The sequence below is a fragment of the Actinomadura madurae genome (genome assembly GCF_900115095.1).
GTDB lineage: Bacteria > Actinomycetota > Actinomycetes > Streptosporangiales > Streptosporangiaceae > Spirillospora > Spirillospora madurae.
The window spans coordinates 179,845-194,956 of sequence record NZ_FOVH01000006.1 but is presented as its reverse complement, the minus strand read 5'-3'; the positions used below and the strand labels follow the sequence as shown (position 1 = coordinate 194,956).

Here is a 15,112-nt window from a genome sequence, read left to right as displayed (position 1 = left end):
CTGCCGAGACGTCAGCGGACGGGCAGGCCGGTGATGGTGCGGCCGATGACGAGGCGCTGGATTTCGGAGGTGCCCTCGAAGATGGTGAAGATCTTGCTGTCGCGGTGCATGCGCTCGACCGGGTAGTCGCGGGTGTAGCCGTTGCCGCCGAGGATCTGGATGGCCTCCTCGGTGACGTGCACCGCCATCTCGCTGGCCATCAGCTTGGCCATCGAGCCCTCGGCGTTCTGGAAGTCCTTGCCGGTGCGGGCCATCCAGGCGGCGCGCCAGACCATGAGGCGGGCGGCGTCCAGGCGGGTCTTCATGTCGGCGAGCTTGAAGGCGATCGCCTGGAAGTCGCCGATCTTCTTGCCGAACTGCTCGCGCTCCCGCGCGTACTGCAGGGCGTAGTCGTAGGCGGCGCGGCCGACGCCGAGGGCCATCGCGCCGACGGACGGGCGGGTGGTCTCGAACGTCTTCAGCGCGGCCTGGCCCTTGGAGCTCTTGCCCTCGCGGGTGCGGGCGATGCGCTCGTCGAACCTCTCCTTGCCGCCGACGATCAGGTGCGACGGGACGCGCACGTCGTCCAGGACGACCTCGGCGGTGTGGGAGGCGCGGATGCCGTGCTTCTTGAACTTCTGGCCCTGCTTCAGGCCCGGGGTGTTCGGCGGGACGATGAAGCTGGCCTGGCCGCGGCTGCCGAGCTCGGGGTACACCGAGGCCACGACGACGTGGACGTCGGCGATGCCGCCGTTGGTCGCCCAGGTCTTGGTGCCGTTCAGCACCCATTCGTCCTTGGCCTCGTCGAAGACGGCTCGGCTGCGGATCGAGCCCACGTCGCTGCCGGCGTCGGGCTCGGACGCGCAGAACGCGCCGAGCTTGACGTCGTCGGTGGTGCCGAACATCTGCGGCACCCACTCGGCGACCTGCGCCTCGGTTCCCACGGCGGCGACGGACGCGGCGGCGAGGCCGGTGCCCACGATGGAGAGCGCGATGCCCGCGTCCCCCCAGAACAGCTCCTCGAACGCCACCGGGATGCCGAGGCCGGTCGGCTCCAGCCACTGGGTGGCGAAGAAGTCCAGGGAGTAGATGCCGACCTTGGACGCCTCCTGGATGAGCGGCCAGGGGGTCTCCTCCCGCTCGTCCCACTCCTCCGCGGCGGGGCGGATGACGTCCCTGGCGAACTCGTGCACCCAGTCCCTGACCTCGCGGACGTCCTCGCTGGGCTCCAGGGAGAACGGCGTCTGCTCCGCACTCGTCATGATTATTGACCCTCTCTCCAATATCGCTGTTACCAACGGTAGCACCATCTGGCGTTACCACGGGTAACACAGCCACCCGGAGAGGGCGGTCACCTGCGGCCGGGCGAGAAGGACCGCGCGGCGGCGTACGCGGGGACCTCGATCATCGGCGGGCGCTCCCCCACCGCGACGTCGGTCGTGCGGGCGTCGTGCCCGTCCGCGGCGCGGTGGAACCGGGTGAGCGCCGTCGAGGGGGCCTCCAGCGGGAGCATCCGGCCGTGCCGCTCCAGCCGCGACCAGGCGGTCAGCATGATCTGCCCGGACATGGCGCCGAGCGCCTCGGTGGACTGGTGGGCGTGCACCCGGCGGCCGAGGTCGACCTGCGCGATCGCGTCGAGGCCGGAGTCCTGGTAGATGTCGAGGAGCAGGCCGAGCTCCACGCCGTAGCCGGTCACGAACGGCATCCGCTCCAGCAGGGCCCGGCGGCCGGCGTACTCGCCGCCGAGCGGCTGCATGACGCCGGCGAGCAGCGGCCAGTGCAGGTTGATCAGGGGGCGCGCGACCAGCTCGGTGACCCGGCCCCCGCCGCCCTCCACGCGCCGCCCGCCCTCGACCAGCGGCCGGTCGTAGCAGCCCTTGACGTAGCCGACGGACGGGTCGGTCAGCAGCGGCCCGAGCAGGCCGGTGATGTAGGACGAGGCGAACTCGCGCAGGTCGGCGTCCACGAACACGATCAGGTCGCCGGACGTCGCGGCGAGGGACTTCCACAGCGCCTCGCCCTTGCCGGACATGCGTCCCTGCTCCGGCAGGACGGCGTCCTGCGCCACCACGCCAGCGCCGGCGGCGGCGGCCACGGCGGCGGTCCGGTCGCGGGAGCGGGAGTCGACCACGACGATCTCGTCCACCAGCGGGATCCGCTCGACCAGGTCGGTGCGGACGGCGGCGACGATCGCGCCGACCGTCGCCTCCTCGTCCCGCGCCGGCAGCACGACGCTGATCCTGGTGTCGCCCTTGGCGGCGAGCAGCAGGCGCGGCGGCCAGTCCTCGGCCGTGCTGGTGCGGCGGTCCAACCACGACGCGACCTCGGGCAGCACGCGCTCTCCCTCCCGTTCGGGGCGTCCTCGACCGGTGTTCCGGGACCGGCGTCCCCTCACCTACTAGGAAACGCCAGATCTCCCCAGATCATTCACTGTCGGCGCAGCACAGGACGAACCGACCCGAAGAGTTAACACCGCCACAACACGCCGGTCATTCGGCGGCGTGCCGGTCCAGGAACTCGTAGACGTCCGCCTCGTCCACCCCCGGGAAGGCCCCGGGCGGCAGGACGGACAGCACGTGGGAGTGCGCCCGCGCCGACGGCCAGGCCATGCCCTCCCACCGGTCGGACAGCTCCTTCGGGGGCCGCTGGCAGCAGTCGCCGTCCGGGCACGCGGACTTGACCCGCCGGGTCGTCTCCCGGCCGCGGAACCAGCGGGAGTCCTCGAACCGGACGCCCAGCGTGATGGCGAAGTCGCGCTCGTGGCTGGGGTCGATGTGCGACAGGCACCAGTACGTCCCGTTGGGGGTGTCGGTGTACTGGTAGTAGACGGAGAAGCGGTCCGCCGCGCCGAACACGTGCCGCCCGGCCCACTCCCGGCACATCCGCTGGCCCTCGATCGCGCCGTCCTCGTCCTGCGGGAAGGCCAGGCCGTCGTTGGCGTAGGCCTTGTAGATCGTGCCGTTCTCGTCGTTCTTGGTGAAGTGCAGCTGGAGGTCGAGGTGGTGGGTCGCGACGTTGGTGAAGCGGTGCGCGGCCATCTCGTAGGAGACGGAGAAGACGTCCGCCAGGTCCTCCACCGACAGCTCCCGCGCGGCCTTCGCCTCCTGCAGGAACGGGACGACGCTCCGCTCGGGCATCAGGATCGCGGCGCCGAGGTAGTTGGCCTCGACGCGCTGGCGCAGGAAGTCGGCGAAGTCGCGCGGCTGGTCGTGGTCGAGCGCGATGTGCCCGAGGGTCTGCAGCAGGATCGTCCGCGGCGTGTGCATGCCGAGCTGCTCGCGCTCCAGGTAGATCCGCCGGTTGCGCAGGTCGGTGACGGACCGGACGGAGCGCGGCAGGTCCTGGACGTACTGCAGGCTGAAGCCGAAGTGCCCCACCAGCGTCATCAGCAACCCCTGGGACACGGCGCCGCGCCGGTACCCGACGGCGTCGAGGGTCCGGGACGCGACGTCCTCGATGTCGGCGAAGTGGTTGCCGCGCTCGTGCATCTGGCGGCGCAGCTCCGCGTTGGCCTTGCGGGCCTCCTCCGGGCTCGCGGTGGGCTTGGTGCGGCTGCGCTTCAGCTCCCCGTACAGCGCGAGGATGTGCTCGATGACCTCGTTCGGCATCCGCTTGCCGACCTTGAGGTGCGACAGGCCGAGCGTCCGGTACAGCGGGTCGCGCTGCGCCTCCTCCAGCTGGATCTCCAGCTGGGCGCGCCGGCTCGGCGGCTGGCGGCGCAGCAGCTCCTCCACCGGGCACTCCAGCGCGGCGGCGAGGGCCTGCAGCAGCGTGAGCTTGGGCTCGCGCCGCCCGTTCTCCAGCAGGGACAGCTGGGACGGGGCGCGGCCGACGCGCTCGCCGAGTTCCGACAGCGTCAGCCCGCGGCCGCGCCGCAGATGCCGGAGCCGCTGCCCGAAGGTGACGAGATCCACGTCACTCGTCAAGTTGATGGATTCTTCTGTCCGCAAGGTCGTCACCGCTTCATGATACCGGAATTTTCGCGCTTCTTTCGTTACTTGCGAGTTCATCCAGGGGTGGCGGCCGGGGCATAGTCGAGGCAAGCACCCAGGGGACGACACGGAAGGGCAAGACGATGAGCGATGGTCGCCTCAAGGGCGCAGCCGACGAGCTGCGGCGACAGTGGGAGACCGACCCCCGGTGGAAGGGCGTCGAGCGGACCTACACGGCCGAGGACGTCGTCCGGATCCGCGGTTCGGTCCAGGAGGAGCACACCCTCGCGCGCCTCGGCGCCGAGCGGCTCTGGACGCTCCTGCACGAGGAGGACTACGTCCACTCCCTCGGCGCGCTGACCGGGCTGCAGGCCGTCCAGCAGGTGAAGGCAGGCCTCAAGGCCATCTACCTGTCGGGCTGGCAGGTCGCGGCCGACGCCAACCTGGCGGGGCAGACCTACCCCGACCAGAGCATCTACCCGGCGAACTCGGTCCCGGCCGTCGTGCGCCGCATCAACAACGCGCTGCTGCGCGCCGACCAGGTCCAGTGGGCCGAGGGCGAGGGCGACACGCACTTCCTCGCCCCGATCGTGGCCGACGCCGAGGCCGGCTTCGGCGGCGTGCTGAACGCCTTCGAGCTGATGAAGGGCATGATCGCCGCGGGCGCCGCGGGCGTGCACTGGGAGGACCAGCTGGCCTCCGAGAAGAAGTGCGGCCACCTCGGCGGCAAGGTCCTCATCCCGACCTCGCAGCACATCAAGACCCTCAACACCGCCCGCCTCGCCGCGGACGTCTCGGGCACCCCGTCTCTGATCATCGCGCGGACCGACGCCGAGGCCGCGACCCTGATCACGACGGACGTGGACGAGCGCGACCGCGAGTTCACCACCGGCGAGCGCACCGCCGAGGGCTTCTACCGGGTCCGCAACGGCATCGAGCCCTGCATCGCCCGCGCCAAGGCCTACGCGCCGTACTCCGACCTCATCTGGATGGAGACCGGCACCCCGGACCTGGAGCAGGCCCGCAGGTTCGCCGAGGCGGTCAAGGCCGAGTACCCGGACCAGATGCTCGCCTACAACTGCTCGCCGTCCTTCAACTGGAAGGCGCACCTGGACGACGCGACCATCGCCAAGTTCCAGCGCGAGCTCGGCCACATGGGCTTCAAGTTCCAGTTCATCACGCTGGCCGGCTTCCACGCGCTGAACTACGGCATGTTCGACCTGGCGCACGGCTACGCCCGCGAGGGCATGACCGCCTACGTCGACCTGCAGGAGCGCGAGTTCGCGGCGGCCGAGAAGGGCTTCACCGCCGTCAAGCACCAGCGCGAGGCCGGCACGGGCTACTTCGACATGGTCAGCACGGCGATCAGCCCGGACTCGTCCACCACGGCGCTGAAGGGCTCCACGGAAGAGGGCCAGTTCCACTAAGCCTCCCGGCGGCGCCACCGGCCCGCCGCTCCGGATCGATCCCCGGGCCCCGAAGGCCCCCGCGTTCCTACACCCGCGGGGGCCTTCCGGTCGTCTCGGGGCCCCCGTCCGGCGAGGCGCGCCCCGGCCGGATGCGGCTAGGGGCTCGACAACGCCCGATAATCGGCGCATCGTGTTCGCGCTAGTTGATCACTCGGAGAGAGGATCCCTGATGGCGCGTCACCCCCGGTCCATCCGGTCCCGGGCGATCCCCGGCCGGGTGCTGCCGCTCGCCGTCGCCGCCGTGAGCGCCGTCGCGCTCGCGCCCGCCGCCTCCGCGGACGGGCACGGCCACCACGGGCGCTTCACCCCCGGCGCCCCCGGCGTCGGCGACCCGTACTTCCCGCTGGAGGGCAACGGCGGGTACGACGCCCGGCACTATTCGCTGGACCTGCGCTACGACCCCGACCACGACCAGCTCGACGGCACCGTCACCATCACCGCGCGGGCCACCCAGAACCTCTCGCGGTTCGACCTGGACCTGTCCGGCATGGACGTGGAGAAGGTCTGGGTCGACCGGCGGCGGGCCCGCTACGAGCGGCGCGGCCAGGAGCTGATCATCACGCCGCGCAAGGGCCTGCGCAAGGGCTCGGTCTTCACGACCGTCGTCAGGTACGGCGGCGTGCCGCAGACCATCGTGGGGTCGCCGATCGTGTTCGGCTCCCCCTACGGGTTCCTGCACACCCCGGACGGCGCCTTCGTCGGCGGCGAGCCGAACGGCGCCCGCACGTGGTTCCCCGTCAACGACCACCCGAGCGACAAGGCGACCTACGACTACACCCTCACGGTGCCCGCGGGGCTCAAGGCCGTCGCCAACGGGCGCCTGACCGGGCACCGCTCCGCCACCGCCTCGTTCAGCCGCCGCGCCGCGCGGACCCGCGCCGAGGTGTTCAGGTGGCGCGAGGACAGCCCGATGGCGAGCTACCTCACCACGATCGACATCGGCAAGTGGGAGGTGAAGCAGGGGCGCACGCCGGGCGGCGTCCCGAACTACACGGCCGTCGACCCGGTCCTCCTCGCCGGGCAGCCGGACGCGGTGGACTTCTTCTTCGACACCACCAGCGAGGTGACCGACCTCTGGTCGCGGACGTTCGGCCGCTACCCGTTCAGCAGCACCGGCGCCATCGCCGACGACGCCCGCTTCAACGGCGAGCCGCTCGGGTTCTCCCTGGAGACGCAGAGCAAGCCGGTGTACTCCGCGGTGCGCAGCACCGGCACGATCGCCCACGAGCTGGCGCACCAGTGGTTCGGGGACGCCGTCTCCCCGGCCCGGTGGAAGGACATCTGGCTGAACGAGAGCTTCGCGACCTGGTCCGCCTGGTACTACACGGAGAAGACGGGCGGCCGCACGGTTCACGACGCGGCCCGCGCCACGTACGCCGCCCGCCCGTTCCCCGACGCCGCGGGCCGCCCGTACTGGTCGGTGCTGACCGCCGACCCGAAGCGCGACACCATGTTCAACGACCGCGTCTACAGCGGCGGCGGCATGATGCTGCAGTTCCTCCGGGAGAAGATCGGCGACGACAAGTTCCTCACCCTGCTCCGGACATGGTACGCGCAGCACAAGCACGGCAACGCCAGGACCGAGCAGTTCACCGCTCTGGCGGAGCAGATCTCCGGCCAGGACCTGAGCCCGTTCTTCAAGGACTGGCTCTACTCCCCGATCAAGCCCGCCATCCCCGAGGACTGACCCCCGCTCCACCGACGGCCTCGCCCTCGACGGGCCCCGGCGCGACCCGCCGGGGCCCGTTCTGTGCGAAATTACCTGGTCGCCCCCACCGCGCCTGTCTAAGCTCCCGGTAAGTGGGCGTTCTTCCGTGGGTGTGGTGGTACGGCTTCCGGCGCCACACGGCGTACCCGCTCGGCTCGCTGACCGAGTCGCTGACCAACACGGTGTTCGGCTTCATGCGCGCCTACGTCCTGCTCGCGCTGTGGGACGTGCGCCCCTCCCTCGGCGGGTACGAGGCCGCCGACGCCGTCACCTTCTGCTTCATCACCCAGGCGCTGATCGGGCCGGTGCAGATCTTCGGCGGCATGGACCTCACCGAGCGCATCCGCAACGGCGACGTCGCCATCGACCTGTACCGGCCGGTCGGGCTGCAGGGCTGGTGGCTCGCCGACGACCTCGGCCGCGCCGCCGGCTCGCTCCTGCTGCGCGCGGGCCCGCCGCTGCTGGCCGGCGCGCTGGTGTTCCCGTTCCGGTGGCCCTCCCCCGTGCACGCCGCCGCGTTCGCGGTCGCGACGCTGCTCGCGGCGCTGGTCGGCTTCGCGCTGCGGTACCTGGTGGCCATGGGCATGTTCTGGCTGCACGACGACCGGGGCCTCAGCGCCGTCACCCTGGTGATGTCGCTGTTCTTCTCGGGGATGATCCTGCCGCTCGTGGTGTTCCCCGGATGGCTCGGCGAGGTCGCGCGGGCGCTGCCGTGGGCGGCGCAGATCCAGGTGCCCGCGGACGTCTTCCTCGGCACCTACACAGGCGGCGCGCTGCTCGGGGCGCTGGCGTTCCAGGCGGGGTGGGCGGCGGTGCTGCTCTGGGCGGGCGCGCTGGTCACGCGGGCGGCGCGGCGGAGGCTGGTGGTGCACGGTGGCTGATCCGATACGGATGTACGGGCTGCTCGCCTGGACGTGGATACGCGCGGCGGCGCAGTACCCGGTGTCGATGGTGCTGCTGGCGCTGGCCACCGCGATCGTCTCCGTCCTGGACGCGGCGGCCATCCTCGTGCTTTTCTCGCGGGCGCCCCGCATCGCCGGGTTCAACGTGTCCGAGGTGCTCTTCCTCTACGGGACGTCCGCCCTGGCGTTCGCGTGCTCGGACATCGCGCTCGGCACGACCGAGCGGCTCGGCCACCACGTGCGGGAGGGGACGCTGGACGCGATGCTGGTGCGGCCGGTGAGCCCGCTGGTCCAGATCGCGACGGAGGGGTTCACACCCCGCCGCCTCGGCAAGCTGGTCCCGGCGGTGCTGGTCCTCGGCTTCGCGCTGCCCCGGCTGGACGTCTCCTGGACGCCGGGCCGGGCGGCGATGATCCCCGTCATGGTGGCGTCCGGCGCGGCGATCTTCTGCGGGCTGTGGGTGCTGACGGGCGCCGTGCAGTGCGTGCTGGTCGACAGCCACGGGGCGAGCAAGTCGCTGACCTACGGGGGCGCGTTCCTGACCCAGTACCCGATGACGATGTTCGCCCGCGACTTCGTCCGCGGGGTGACCTTCGTCGTCCCGCTGGCGTTCGTCAACTGGCAGCCCGCGCTGTACGTCCTGGACCGTCCCGACCCGCTGGGGCTGCCCCACGCGGCGCGGTTCGCGTCCCCGGCGGTCGCCGCCGCGGTGTGCGCGGCGGCGGCGCTGGCGTGGCGGGCGGGGCTGCGGCACTACCGATCGACAGGGAGCTGATGCCGGTGCCGATGATCGAGGCCGGGGACCTCGTCAAGACCTTCACCGTGCGGGCGCGCTCGGGGCCGCTGCGGCGGAGGACGCGGACCACGCTGCGCGCGGTGGACGGGGTGTCGTTCACGGTCGAGCCGGGCGAGTTCGTCGGCTACCTCGGCCCGAACGGCGCCGGGAAGTCCACCACCATCAAGATGCTGACCGGGATCCTCACGGCGTCGTCCGGCACCCTCCGGGTGTGCGGGCTCGACCCGTCCCGGCGGCGCACGACGCTCGCGCGCCGCCTCGGCGTGGTGTTCGGGCAGCGGACGACGCTGTGGTGGGACCTGCCGCTGCGCGACAGCCTCGCCCTCGTCCGGCGGCTGTACCGGGTCGAGGCGGCGGCGCACCGGGCCCGGCTCGCCGAGCTGACCGCGCTGCTGGAACTGGAGCCGTTCCTGGACACCCCGGTCCGGCAGCTCAGCCTCGGGCAGCGGATGCGCGGCGACCTCGCCGCGGCGCTCCTGCACGATCCGGAGCTGCTCGTCCTGGACGAGCCGACGATCGGCCTGGACGTGGTGAGCAAGGCGACCGTCCGCGACTTCCTGGAGCGCATCAACGCCGAGCGCGGCACCACGATCCTGCTGACCACGCACGACCTCGGCGACATCGAGCGGCTCTGCCGCCGCGTCATGATCATCGACCATGGCCGGCTCGCCTTCGACGGCGGGCTGGACGAGCTGCGCCGCACCGTGGACGCCGACCGGATGCTCGTGGTGGAGCTGGCGCGGCCCGGCCCGCCGATCGCGCTGGACGGGATCGAGGCCGAGCGGGTGGAGGGGCCCCGGCAGTGGCTCCGGCTGCCGCGCACCGCCAACGCGGCGGCGGTCGTCGCCGCCCTCGCCCGCGACCACGAGGTCCGGGACATCTCGCTGCGGGAGGCCGGCATCGAGGAGGTGCTGGCGGGGCTCTACCGCGGCGACCACGCGTACTGGTGCTCGGGGCGCCCGGTGGCCCCGTAGCGCAGCGTGACCACGACCCGCCCGGCCTGGGCGAGGGCGGCGAGGTAGCGCTGGGCGGTGGCGCGGGAGATGCCGACCTGGTCGGCGATCTCGGCGGCGGACCGCGGCTCGTCCGCCCTCCGCAGCGCGTCGCAGATCAGCCGGGTCGTCACCGGCGACTGCCCCTTGGGCGCGGGCGGCTGGCCGTGCAGCGGCGCGTAGAGGGCGCGGACGGCGCCGTCCAGGGCCTCCTGGGTCACCTCGCCGTCGCCGGACAGCGCCTCCCGGTACCGCGCGTAGGCGGTGAGGCGCGCGTTCAGCGCGGCGGCGGTGAACGGTTTGACCAGGTAGTGCAGGGCACCGCCGCGCAGCGCCTCCCGCACGACGCCCGGGTCGGCCGCGGCCGTCGCCATGATGACGTCGGCGTCCAGCTCGGGCAGCAGCGTCAGGCCCGAGGCGTCCGGCAGGTACACGTCCAGCAGCACGAGGGCGGGCGCCAGCTCGGCGGCCATCGACCGGGCCCGCGCCGCGGTGTGCGCGAGCCCCGCGACGGAGAACCCGCGCAGCGCGGCCACGAACCCGGCGTGGACCTGCGCCACGCGGAAGTCGTCGTCCACCACGAGCACGTCGATCACCGCACCGCCTCCGCTCCGAGCACCCCGGGAAGCCGGGCGACCGCCACGGCACCGCCGCCGCCGGGCCCGGCCGATCCGGCGTCGACGAACGTCACGTCGCCGTCGCGGGCGCGGGCGGTGCGGCGCGCCAGCCCGAGGCCGAGGCCGCGCGACCGCCCGGCGGCGGGGTCGCGGGTGGACACCCCGTCGTCGAACACGGCCTCGCGGAGCCCGTCGGCGAGCCCGTCGCCGGAGTCGGTGACGGTGACGTGCAGGTCGCGGCCGTCGCCGAGCAGCTCGATCTCGACGCGGGCGGGCCGCCGCCGCCCGAGCCGCGCGGCCTCGACGGCGTTGTCGACGAGGTTGCCGACGACGGTCGTGACGTCGAGCGGGTCGGCGACGCGGCCGGGGACGTAGCTGGCGGCGCCGATGTCGAGGCGGACGCCCTTCTCCGCGGCGACGGCGGCCTTCGCCGACAGGAACGCCCGCAGGTAGGGGTCCGACAGCGGGTCGGGGAGGTTGTCGGGCGCCGGGGCGCGGCGCGCGGCGTCCTCCATCAGCGCCCCGATGTAGTCGGCGGCCTCCTCGCTGTGGCCGAGCTGGAGCAGGCCGGAGAGGGTGTGCAGCCGGTTGGCGTACTCGTGCCGCTGCGCGCGGAGTGCGTCGAAGAGGGTGCTGACCGAGTCCAGCTCGCGGGCGAGGGTCTCCAGGTCGGTGCGGTCGCGCAGCGTGATGACGGCGCCGAGGTCGCGGCGGTGCCGGCGGACCTCCCGGCGGTTGACGACGAGCACCCGCTCCCCCGCGGTGACGAACAGGTTCGTGGCCTCCCGCCGGCCCGTCAGCACGTCCCGCAGCGCGCCCTCGGGGGCCAGGTCCCCGGCGGGCGCGCCGCGCTCCGGGGTGACGCCGAGCAGCCGGGCCGCCTCGTCGTTGCAGACCGCGGTCCGGCCGCCGGAGTCGACGGCGACGACGCCCTCGCCGACGCCGTGCAGCACGGCCTCCCGCTCGTGGACCAGCTCCACCAGCTCGTACGGTTCGAGGCCGAGCGTCTGTCGCTTCAGCCTGCGGCCGATCGCGACGGAGGCGAGCACGCCGAGCAGGACGGAGCCGGCGACGAACAGCGACATCTCGCGCAGCACGTGGCCGAGCTCCCGGTCGATGGCGCGGGCGTCGAACCCGACGCTGACCTCCCCGAGGATCCGCCCGTCCCGGCCGTACAGCGGGACCTTCCCGCGCGCGGACAGGCCGAGCGTGCCCCGCTCGACGCGGACGACCTCCCGCCCGGCGAGCGCGTCGGACGGGTCGGTGCTCACGTGCCGGCCGAGCTCCCTGGGGTTCGGGTGGGAGAGGCGGATGCCCCGGCTGTCGGTCACGACGACGAACAGCGCGCCCGTCCGGACGCGGATCCGCTCGGCCCGGTCCTGGACGAGGCCGTCCTGGACGGCACCATCCTGGACGGCACCGCCCTGGACGGGGCGGCCGGGGGTGGCGGCCGCGACCGCGTCCCGGATCTCGGGGTCGACGGCGACGGTGCGCGCCACCGTGAGGGCCCGCTGGCCGTACTGGTCGCGGAGCCTGCCGTCGAGCATCCAGCCGGTCAGGCCGTATCCGAGGACCGCCACCACGACGACCACGCCCACCTGCAAGATCAGCACCTGGCGGGCGAAGGTGATGCGCGGCCGCACGGACATGACCCGTCACCGTAATCGATGGCGGGCCGCCCGCCCAGCCCCGCGCGAGCAGAACGAGCAAAAGCCGGGATAACGCGCGCAACGTGGGGATTCGCGGCTTGCGAGCACATCGCGGGCAAGGGTTCCGGTGACGCGCGCCACATTCGTACGGTGCCGCCGTGTCCACTACAGCATCGCCCACGCGAGACGGAGCCGGGCGGCCCCCCGGGCCCGTCATCGAGCTGGAGAACGCCACCAAGCGGTTCCGGTCGGCGGGCGGCGTCCACACGGCCGTCCGCGACCTGAACATGTCCGTCGGCCCCGGCGAGTTCGTCGCCGTGGTCGGCCCCACCGGATGCGGCAAGTCCACCACCCTGTCCCTCGTCTCCGGGCTGGAGCCGGCGTCCGCCGGGCGCGTCCTCGTCCAGGGCCGCCCCGTGGACGGGATCCCGGACGGCGTCGGCTACATGTTCCAGCACGACGCCGTCCTGCCCTGGCGGTCCGTCCTGGACAACGTGGCGGCCGGCCCCCGCTACCGGGGCGCGTCCAAGCGGGACGCCCGCGACCGCGCCCGGGACTGGGTCGCCCGCGTCGGCCTCGCCGGGTTCGAGGGCTACTACCCCCACCAGCTGTCCGGCGGGATGCGCAAGCGCGTCGCGCTCGCGCAGACCCTCGTGAACGAGCCGTCCGTGCTGCTCATGGACGAGCCGTTCTCCGCCCTCGACGTCCAGACCCGCGGCCTCATGCAGGACGAGCTGCTGCGGCTGTGGTCGGGGTCCGGCGCCGCCGTCGTGTTCGTCACCCACGACCTGGAGGAGGCGCTCGTGCTGTCCGACCGGGTCGTGGTCATGACCGCCGGCCCCGCGACGATCAAGAGCGTGTTCGACGTGCCGCTGGACCGCCCTCGCGACGCCGAGGAGGTCCGGCTGACCGGCGCGTTCCTCGACATCTACCGCGAGGTGTGGGACTCGCTCCGCGAAGAGGTCCAGATCACCCGGGAGAGAGGAGCCGGCCATGCCGCGTGACGTGCAGGCGAAGGGGGCCACGGCGACCATCGGCGGGGCCGCGCCCGCCGGGGCCGGCGCGCCGGGCCGGCCCGCCGACGACGGCGACCTGGCGGCGATCGCGCGGCTGCGCACCGCCGGGCTGCGGCGCGCCCTCGGCATCAACGCCGTCCGGGTCGCGCTGGTCGCGGCGTGGCTCGGGTCCTGGGAGCTGGCCGCCCGGCACTGGATCGACCCGTTCTACTACTCGATGCCGTCCAAGATCTGGGAGCGGCTCGTCGGGTGGTTCACCGAGGGCACCTCGCAGGGGTCGATCTGGGAGCAGATCTCGGTCACGCTGCAGGAGGCCGTCGCGGGCTTCGCGCTCGGCGCGGCCGGCGGCGTGGTCCTCGGCATCGTGCTCGGCCGCAGCCGGTTCCTGTCGGACGTGTGCGCGCCGTTCATCAAGGCCGTCAACGCGATCCCGCGCATCATCCTGGCCTCGCTGTTCATCATCTGGTTCGGCCTCGGCATGCAGTCCAAGATCGCGACGGCGTTCGTGCTGGTGTTCTTCGCGGTGTTCTTCAACGCCTTCCAGGGGGCCCGCGAGGTCGACCGGAACCTGGTCAACAACGCCCGGCTCCTCGGCGCGGGCCGGTTCCAGGTGCTCTGGACGATCGTGGTGCCGAGCGCCACGTCCTGGATCCTCGCGTCCCTGCACTCGGCGTTCGGGTTCGCCATCATCGGCGCGATCGTCGGCGAGTACACCGGCGCCGACAAGGGCCTCGGCCTGCTCATCAACCACTCCCAGGGCACCTTCGACTCGGCCGGGATCTACGCCGGGATGATCATCATCACGGTGCTGGCCCTGCTCGCCGAGTACCTGCTCACGCTGCTGGAGGGCCGGCTGCTGCGCTGGCGTCCCGCCGCGTCCGGGCACGACGTCCAGATCTGACCGCCCCCACCCGGATTCCGCCCGACCAGGAGAACCGCCCGACCAGGAGAACCGCCATGCCCAGCACCCCCGTCCGGGTGAGCGCCGCCGCGCTCGCCGCCCTCACCGCCCTGTCGTCCCTGTCGGCCTGCCGCGACTCCCGTGCCGGGTCCGGCGGGGACGGCGGCTCGGGCGGCACCGTCAAGATCATGGTCGGCGGGATCGACAAGGTCATCTACCTGCCCGCCAAGCTGACCGAGCGGCTCGGCTACTTCAAGGAGCAGGGCCTGGACGTCCAGCTGCTGACCGAGCCCGCCGGGGCGCAGGCCGAGAACGTCCTCATCTCGGGAGACGTGCAGGCCGTCGTCGGCTTCTACGACCACTCCATCCACCTGCAGGCCAAGGGCAAGTGCGTGCAGAGCGTCGTGCAGATGGCCGACGTGCCCGGCGAGGCGGAGATGGTCGCGGCGTCCAAGGCGGGCTCCCTGACGTCCCCCGCCGGGTTCAAGGGCAAGAAGCTCGGCGTCACCAGCCCGGGGTCGTCCACCGACTTCATCACCCGCGCGCTGGCCGTGCGGAACGGCGTGAAGACCTCGGACTACACGACGGTGAAGGCGGGCGCGGGCCAGACGTTCATCTCCACCATGGACAACGGCGGCATCGACGCCGGCATGACGACCGACCCGACCATCGCCAAGCTCGTCAGCACCGGCAAGGCCAAGGTCATGGTCGAGATGCGCACCGAGGAGGGGACCCGCGCGGCGCTCGGCGGGCTGTACCCGTCCAGCTCCCTCTACATGGACTGCGCCTATGTGAAGTCGCACGGCGAGACGGTGCAGAAGCTCGCGAACGCGTTCGTCAAGACCCTCGGCTGGATCAAGGGGCACAGGCCGGCGGAGATCGCGGCGAAGATGCCCGCGGACTACGCGGGCGGCGACCCGAAGCTGTACGAGAGGGCGATCGGCGACTCGATCAGCATGTTCAACGGCGACGGCGTCATGAAGCCGGACGCCGCGGAGAACGTCCTGAAGGTGCTGGCGGAGTTCTCGCCCGAGGTGGCGGAGAAGAAGAACGAGATCGACCTGACCGAGACCTACACGACGCGGTTCGTCGCCAAGGCGAAGCAGGGATGACGGCGGCGCGCGGCACCTGAGACCGGACCGGGCGCCGGG

13 protein-coding genes are annotated in these 15,112 nt (G+C 72.5%); 8 read left to right on the top strand and 5 right to left on the bottom strand.

Annotated features, from left to right (window positions below):
• Positions 1-11: 11 nt before the first annotated feature.
• The 3 genes from BM339_RS19180 to BM339_RS19170 form a co-directional block, all read right to left on the bottom strand.
• Positions 12-1,241 (bottom strand): acyl-CoA dehydrogenase family protein, encoded by a 1,230-nt coding sequence (locus BM339_RS19180; protein WP_021597656.1) that lies wholly within the window; start codon positions 1,239-1,241, stop codon positions 12-14.
• Between the two features lie 89 nt (positions 1,242-1,330).
• Complete coding sequence (locus BM339_RS19175; protein WP_021597655.1) at positions 1,331-2,314, bottom strand: glucosyl-3-phosphoglycerate synthase; 984 nt, start codon at positions 2,312-2,314, stop codon at positions 1,331-1,333.
• A 154-nt stretch (positions 2,315-2,468) separates the two neighbouring features.
• A complete protein-coding gene (locus tag BM339_RS19170) occupies positions 2,469-3,905 on the bottom strand; it encodes a helix-turn-helix domain-containing protein (protein WP_024935302.1) in 1,437 nt (478 codons plus the stop codon).
• 149 nt (positions 3,906-4,054) lie between these two features.
• Here BM339_RS19170 and aceA point away from each other — a divergent pair, with 149 nt between their 5' ends.
• The 5 genes from aceA to BM339_RS19145 all read left to right on the top strand — a co-directional run bounded on the left by aceA (position 4,055) and on the right by BM339_RS19145 (position 9,760).
• A complete protein-coding gene (aceA, locus tag BM339_RS19165) occupies positions 4,055-5,338 on the top strand; it encodes an isocitrate lyase (RefSeq protein WP_021597653.1) in 1,284 nt (427 codons plus the stop codon).
• A gap of 211 nt (positions 5,339-5,549) precedes the next feature.
• The gene (locus BM339_RS19160; protein ID WP_075021725.1) at positions 5,550-7,067 is read left to right on the top strand and encodes a M1 family metallopeptidase; all 1,518 of its coding nucleotides are present in this window, start codon (positions 5,550-5,552) and stop codon (positions 7,065-7,067) included.
• Between the two features lie 113 nt (positions 7,068-7,180).
• On the top strand, positions 7,181-7,969 hold the full coding sequence (locus BM339_RS19155) for an ABC transporter permease (protein ID WP_075021724.1): 789 nt from the start codon (positions 7,181-7,183) through the stop codon (positions 7,967-7,969).
• 10 nt (positions 7,970-7,979) lie between these two features.
• A complete protein-coding gene (locus tag BM339_RS19150) occupies positions 7,980-8,765 on the top strand; it encodes an ABC transporter permease (protein ID WP_021597650.1) in 786 nt (261 codons plus the stop codon).
• Positions 8,765-9,760, top strand: a complete 996-nt coding sequence (locus tag BM339_RS19145) for an ABC transporter ATP-binding protein (protein WP_021597649.1) — start codon at positions 8,765-8,767, stop codon at positions 9,758-9,760. Before BM339_RS19150 ends, BM339_RS19145 begins: the two co-directional genes overlap by 1 nt.
• Here the strand turns inward: BM339_RS19145 and BM339_RS19140 are convergent.
• Both BM339_RS19140 and BM339_RS19135 read right to left on the bottom strand, forming a co-directional pair.
• Positions 9,709-10,374, bottom strand: a complete 666-nt coding sequence (locus BM339_RS19140) for a response regulator (RefSeq protein WP_024935306.1) — start codon at positions 10,372-10,374, stop codon at positions 9,709-9,711. The two genes, BM339_RS19145 and BM339_RS19140, sit on opposite strands and share 52 nt — an antisense overlap.
• Positions 10,371-12,044, bottom strand: a complete 1,674-nt coding sequence (locus tag BM339_RS19135) for a sensor histidine kinase (RefSeq protein WP_052357480.1) — start codon at positions 12,042-12,044, stop codon at positions 10,371-10,373. Before BM339_RS19135 ends, BM339_RS19140 begins: the two co-directional genes overlap by 4 nt.
• Before the next feature lie 158 nt (positions 12,045-12,202).
• Between BM339_RS19135 and BM339_RS19130 the strand changes: the two genes are divergently transcribed.
• The 3 genes from BM339_RS19130 to BM339_RS19120 are packed head-to-tail and all read left to right on the top strand — an operon-like array spanning position 12,203 to position 15,073.
• The gene (locus tag BM339_RS19130; RefSeq protein WP_075021723.1) at positions 12,203-13,048 is read left to right on the top strand and encodes an ABC transporter ATP-binding protein; all 846 of its coding nucleotides are present in this window, start codon (positions 12,203-12,205) and stop codon (positions 13,046-13,048) included.
• Positions 13,038-13,961, top strand: a complete 924-nt coding sequence (locus BM339_RS19125; RefSeq protein WP_083597747.1) for an ABC transporter permease — start codon at positions 13,038-13,040, stop codon at positions 13,959-13,961. Before BM339_RS19130 ends, BM339_RS19125 begins: the two co-directional genes overlap by 11 nt.
• Positions 13,962-14,017: 56 nt before the next feature.
• On the top strand, positions 14,018-15,073 hold the full coding sequence (locus tag BM339_RS19120) for an ABC transporter substrate-binding protein (protein ID WP_021600110.1): 1,056 nt from the start codon (positions 14,018-14,020) through the stop codon (positions 15,071-15,073).
• Positions 15,074-15,112 lie beyond the last annotated feature (39 nt).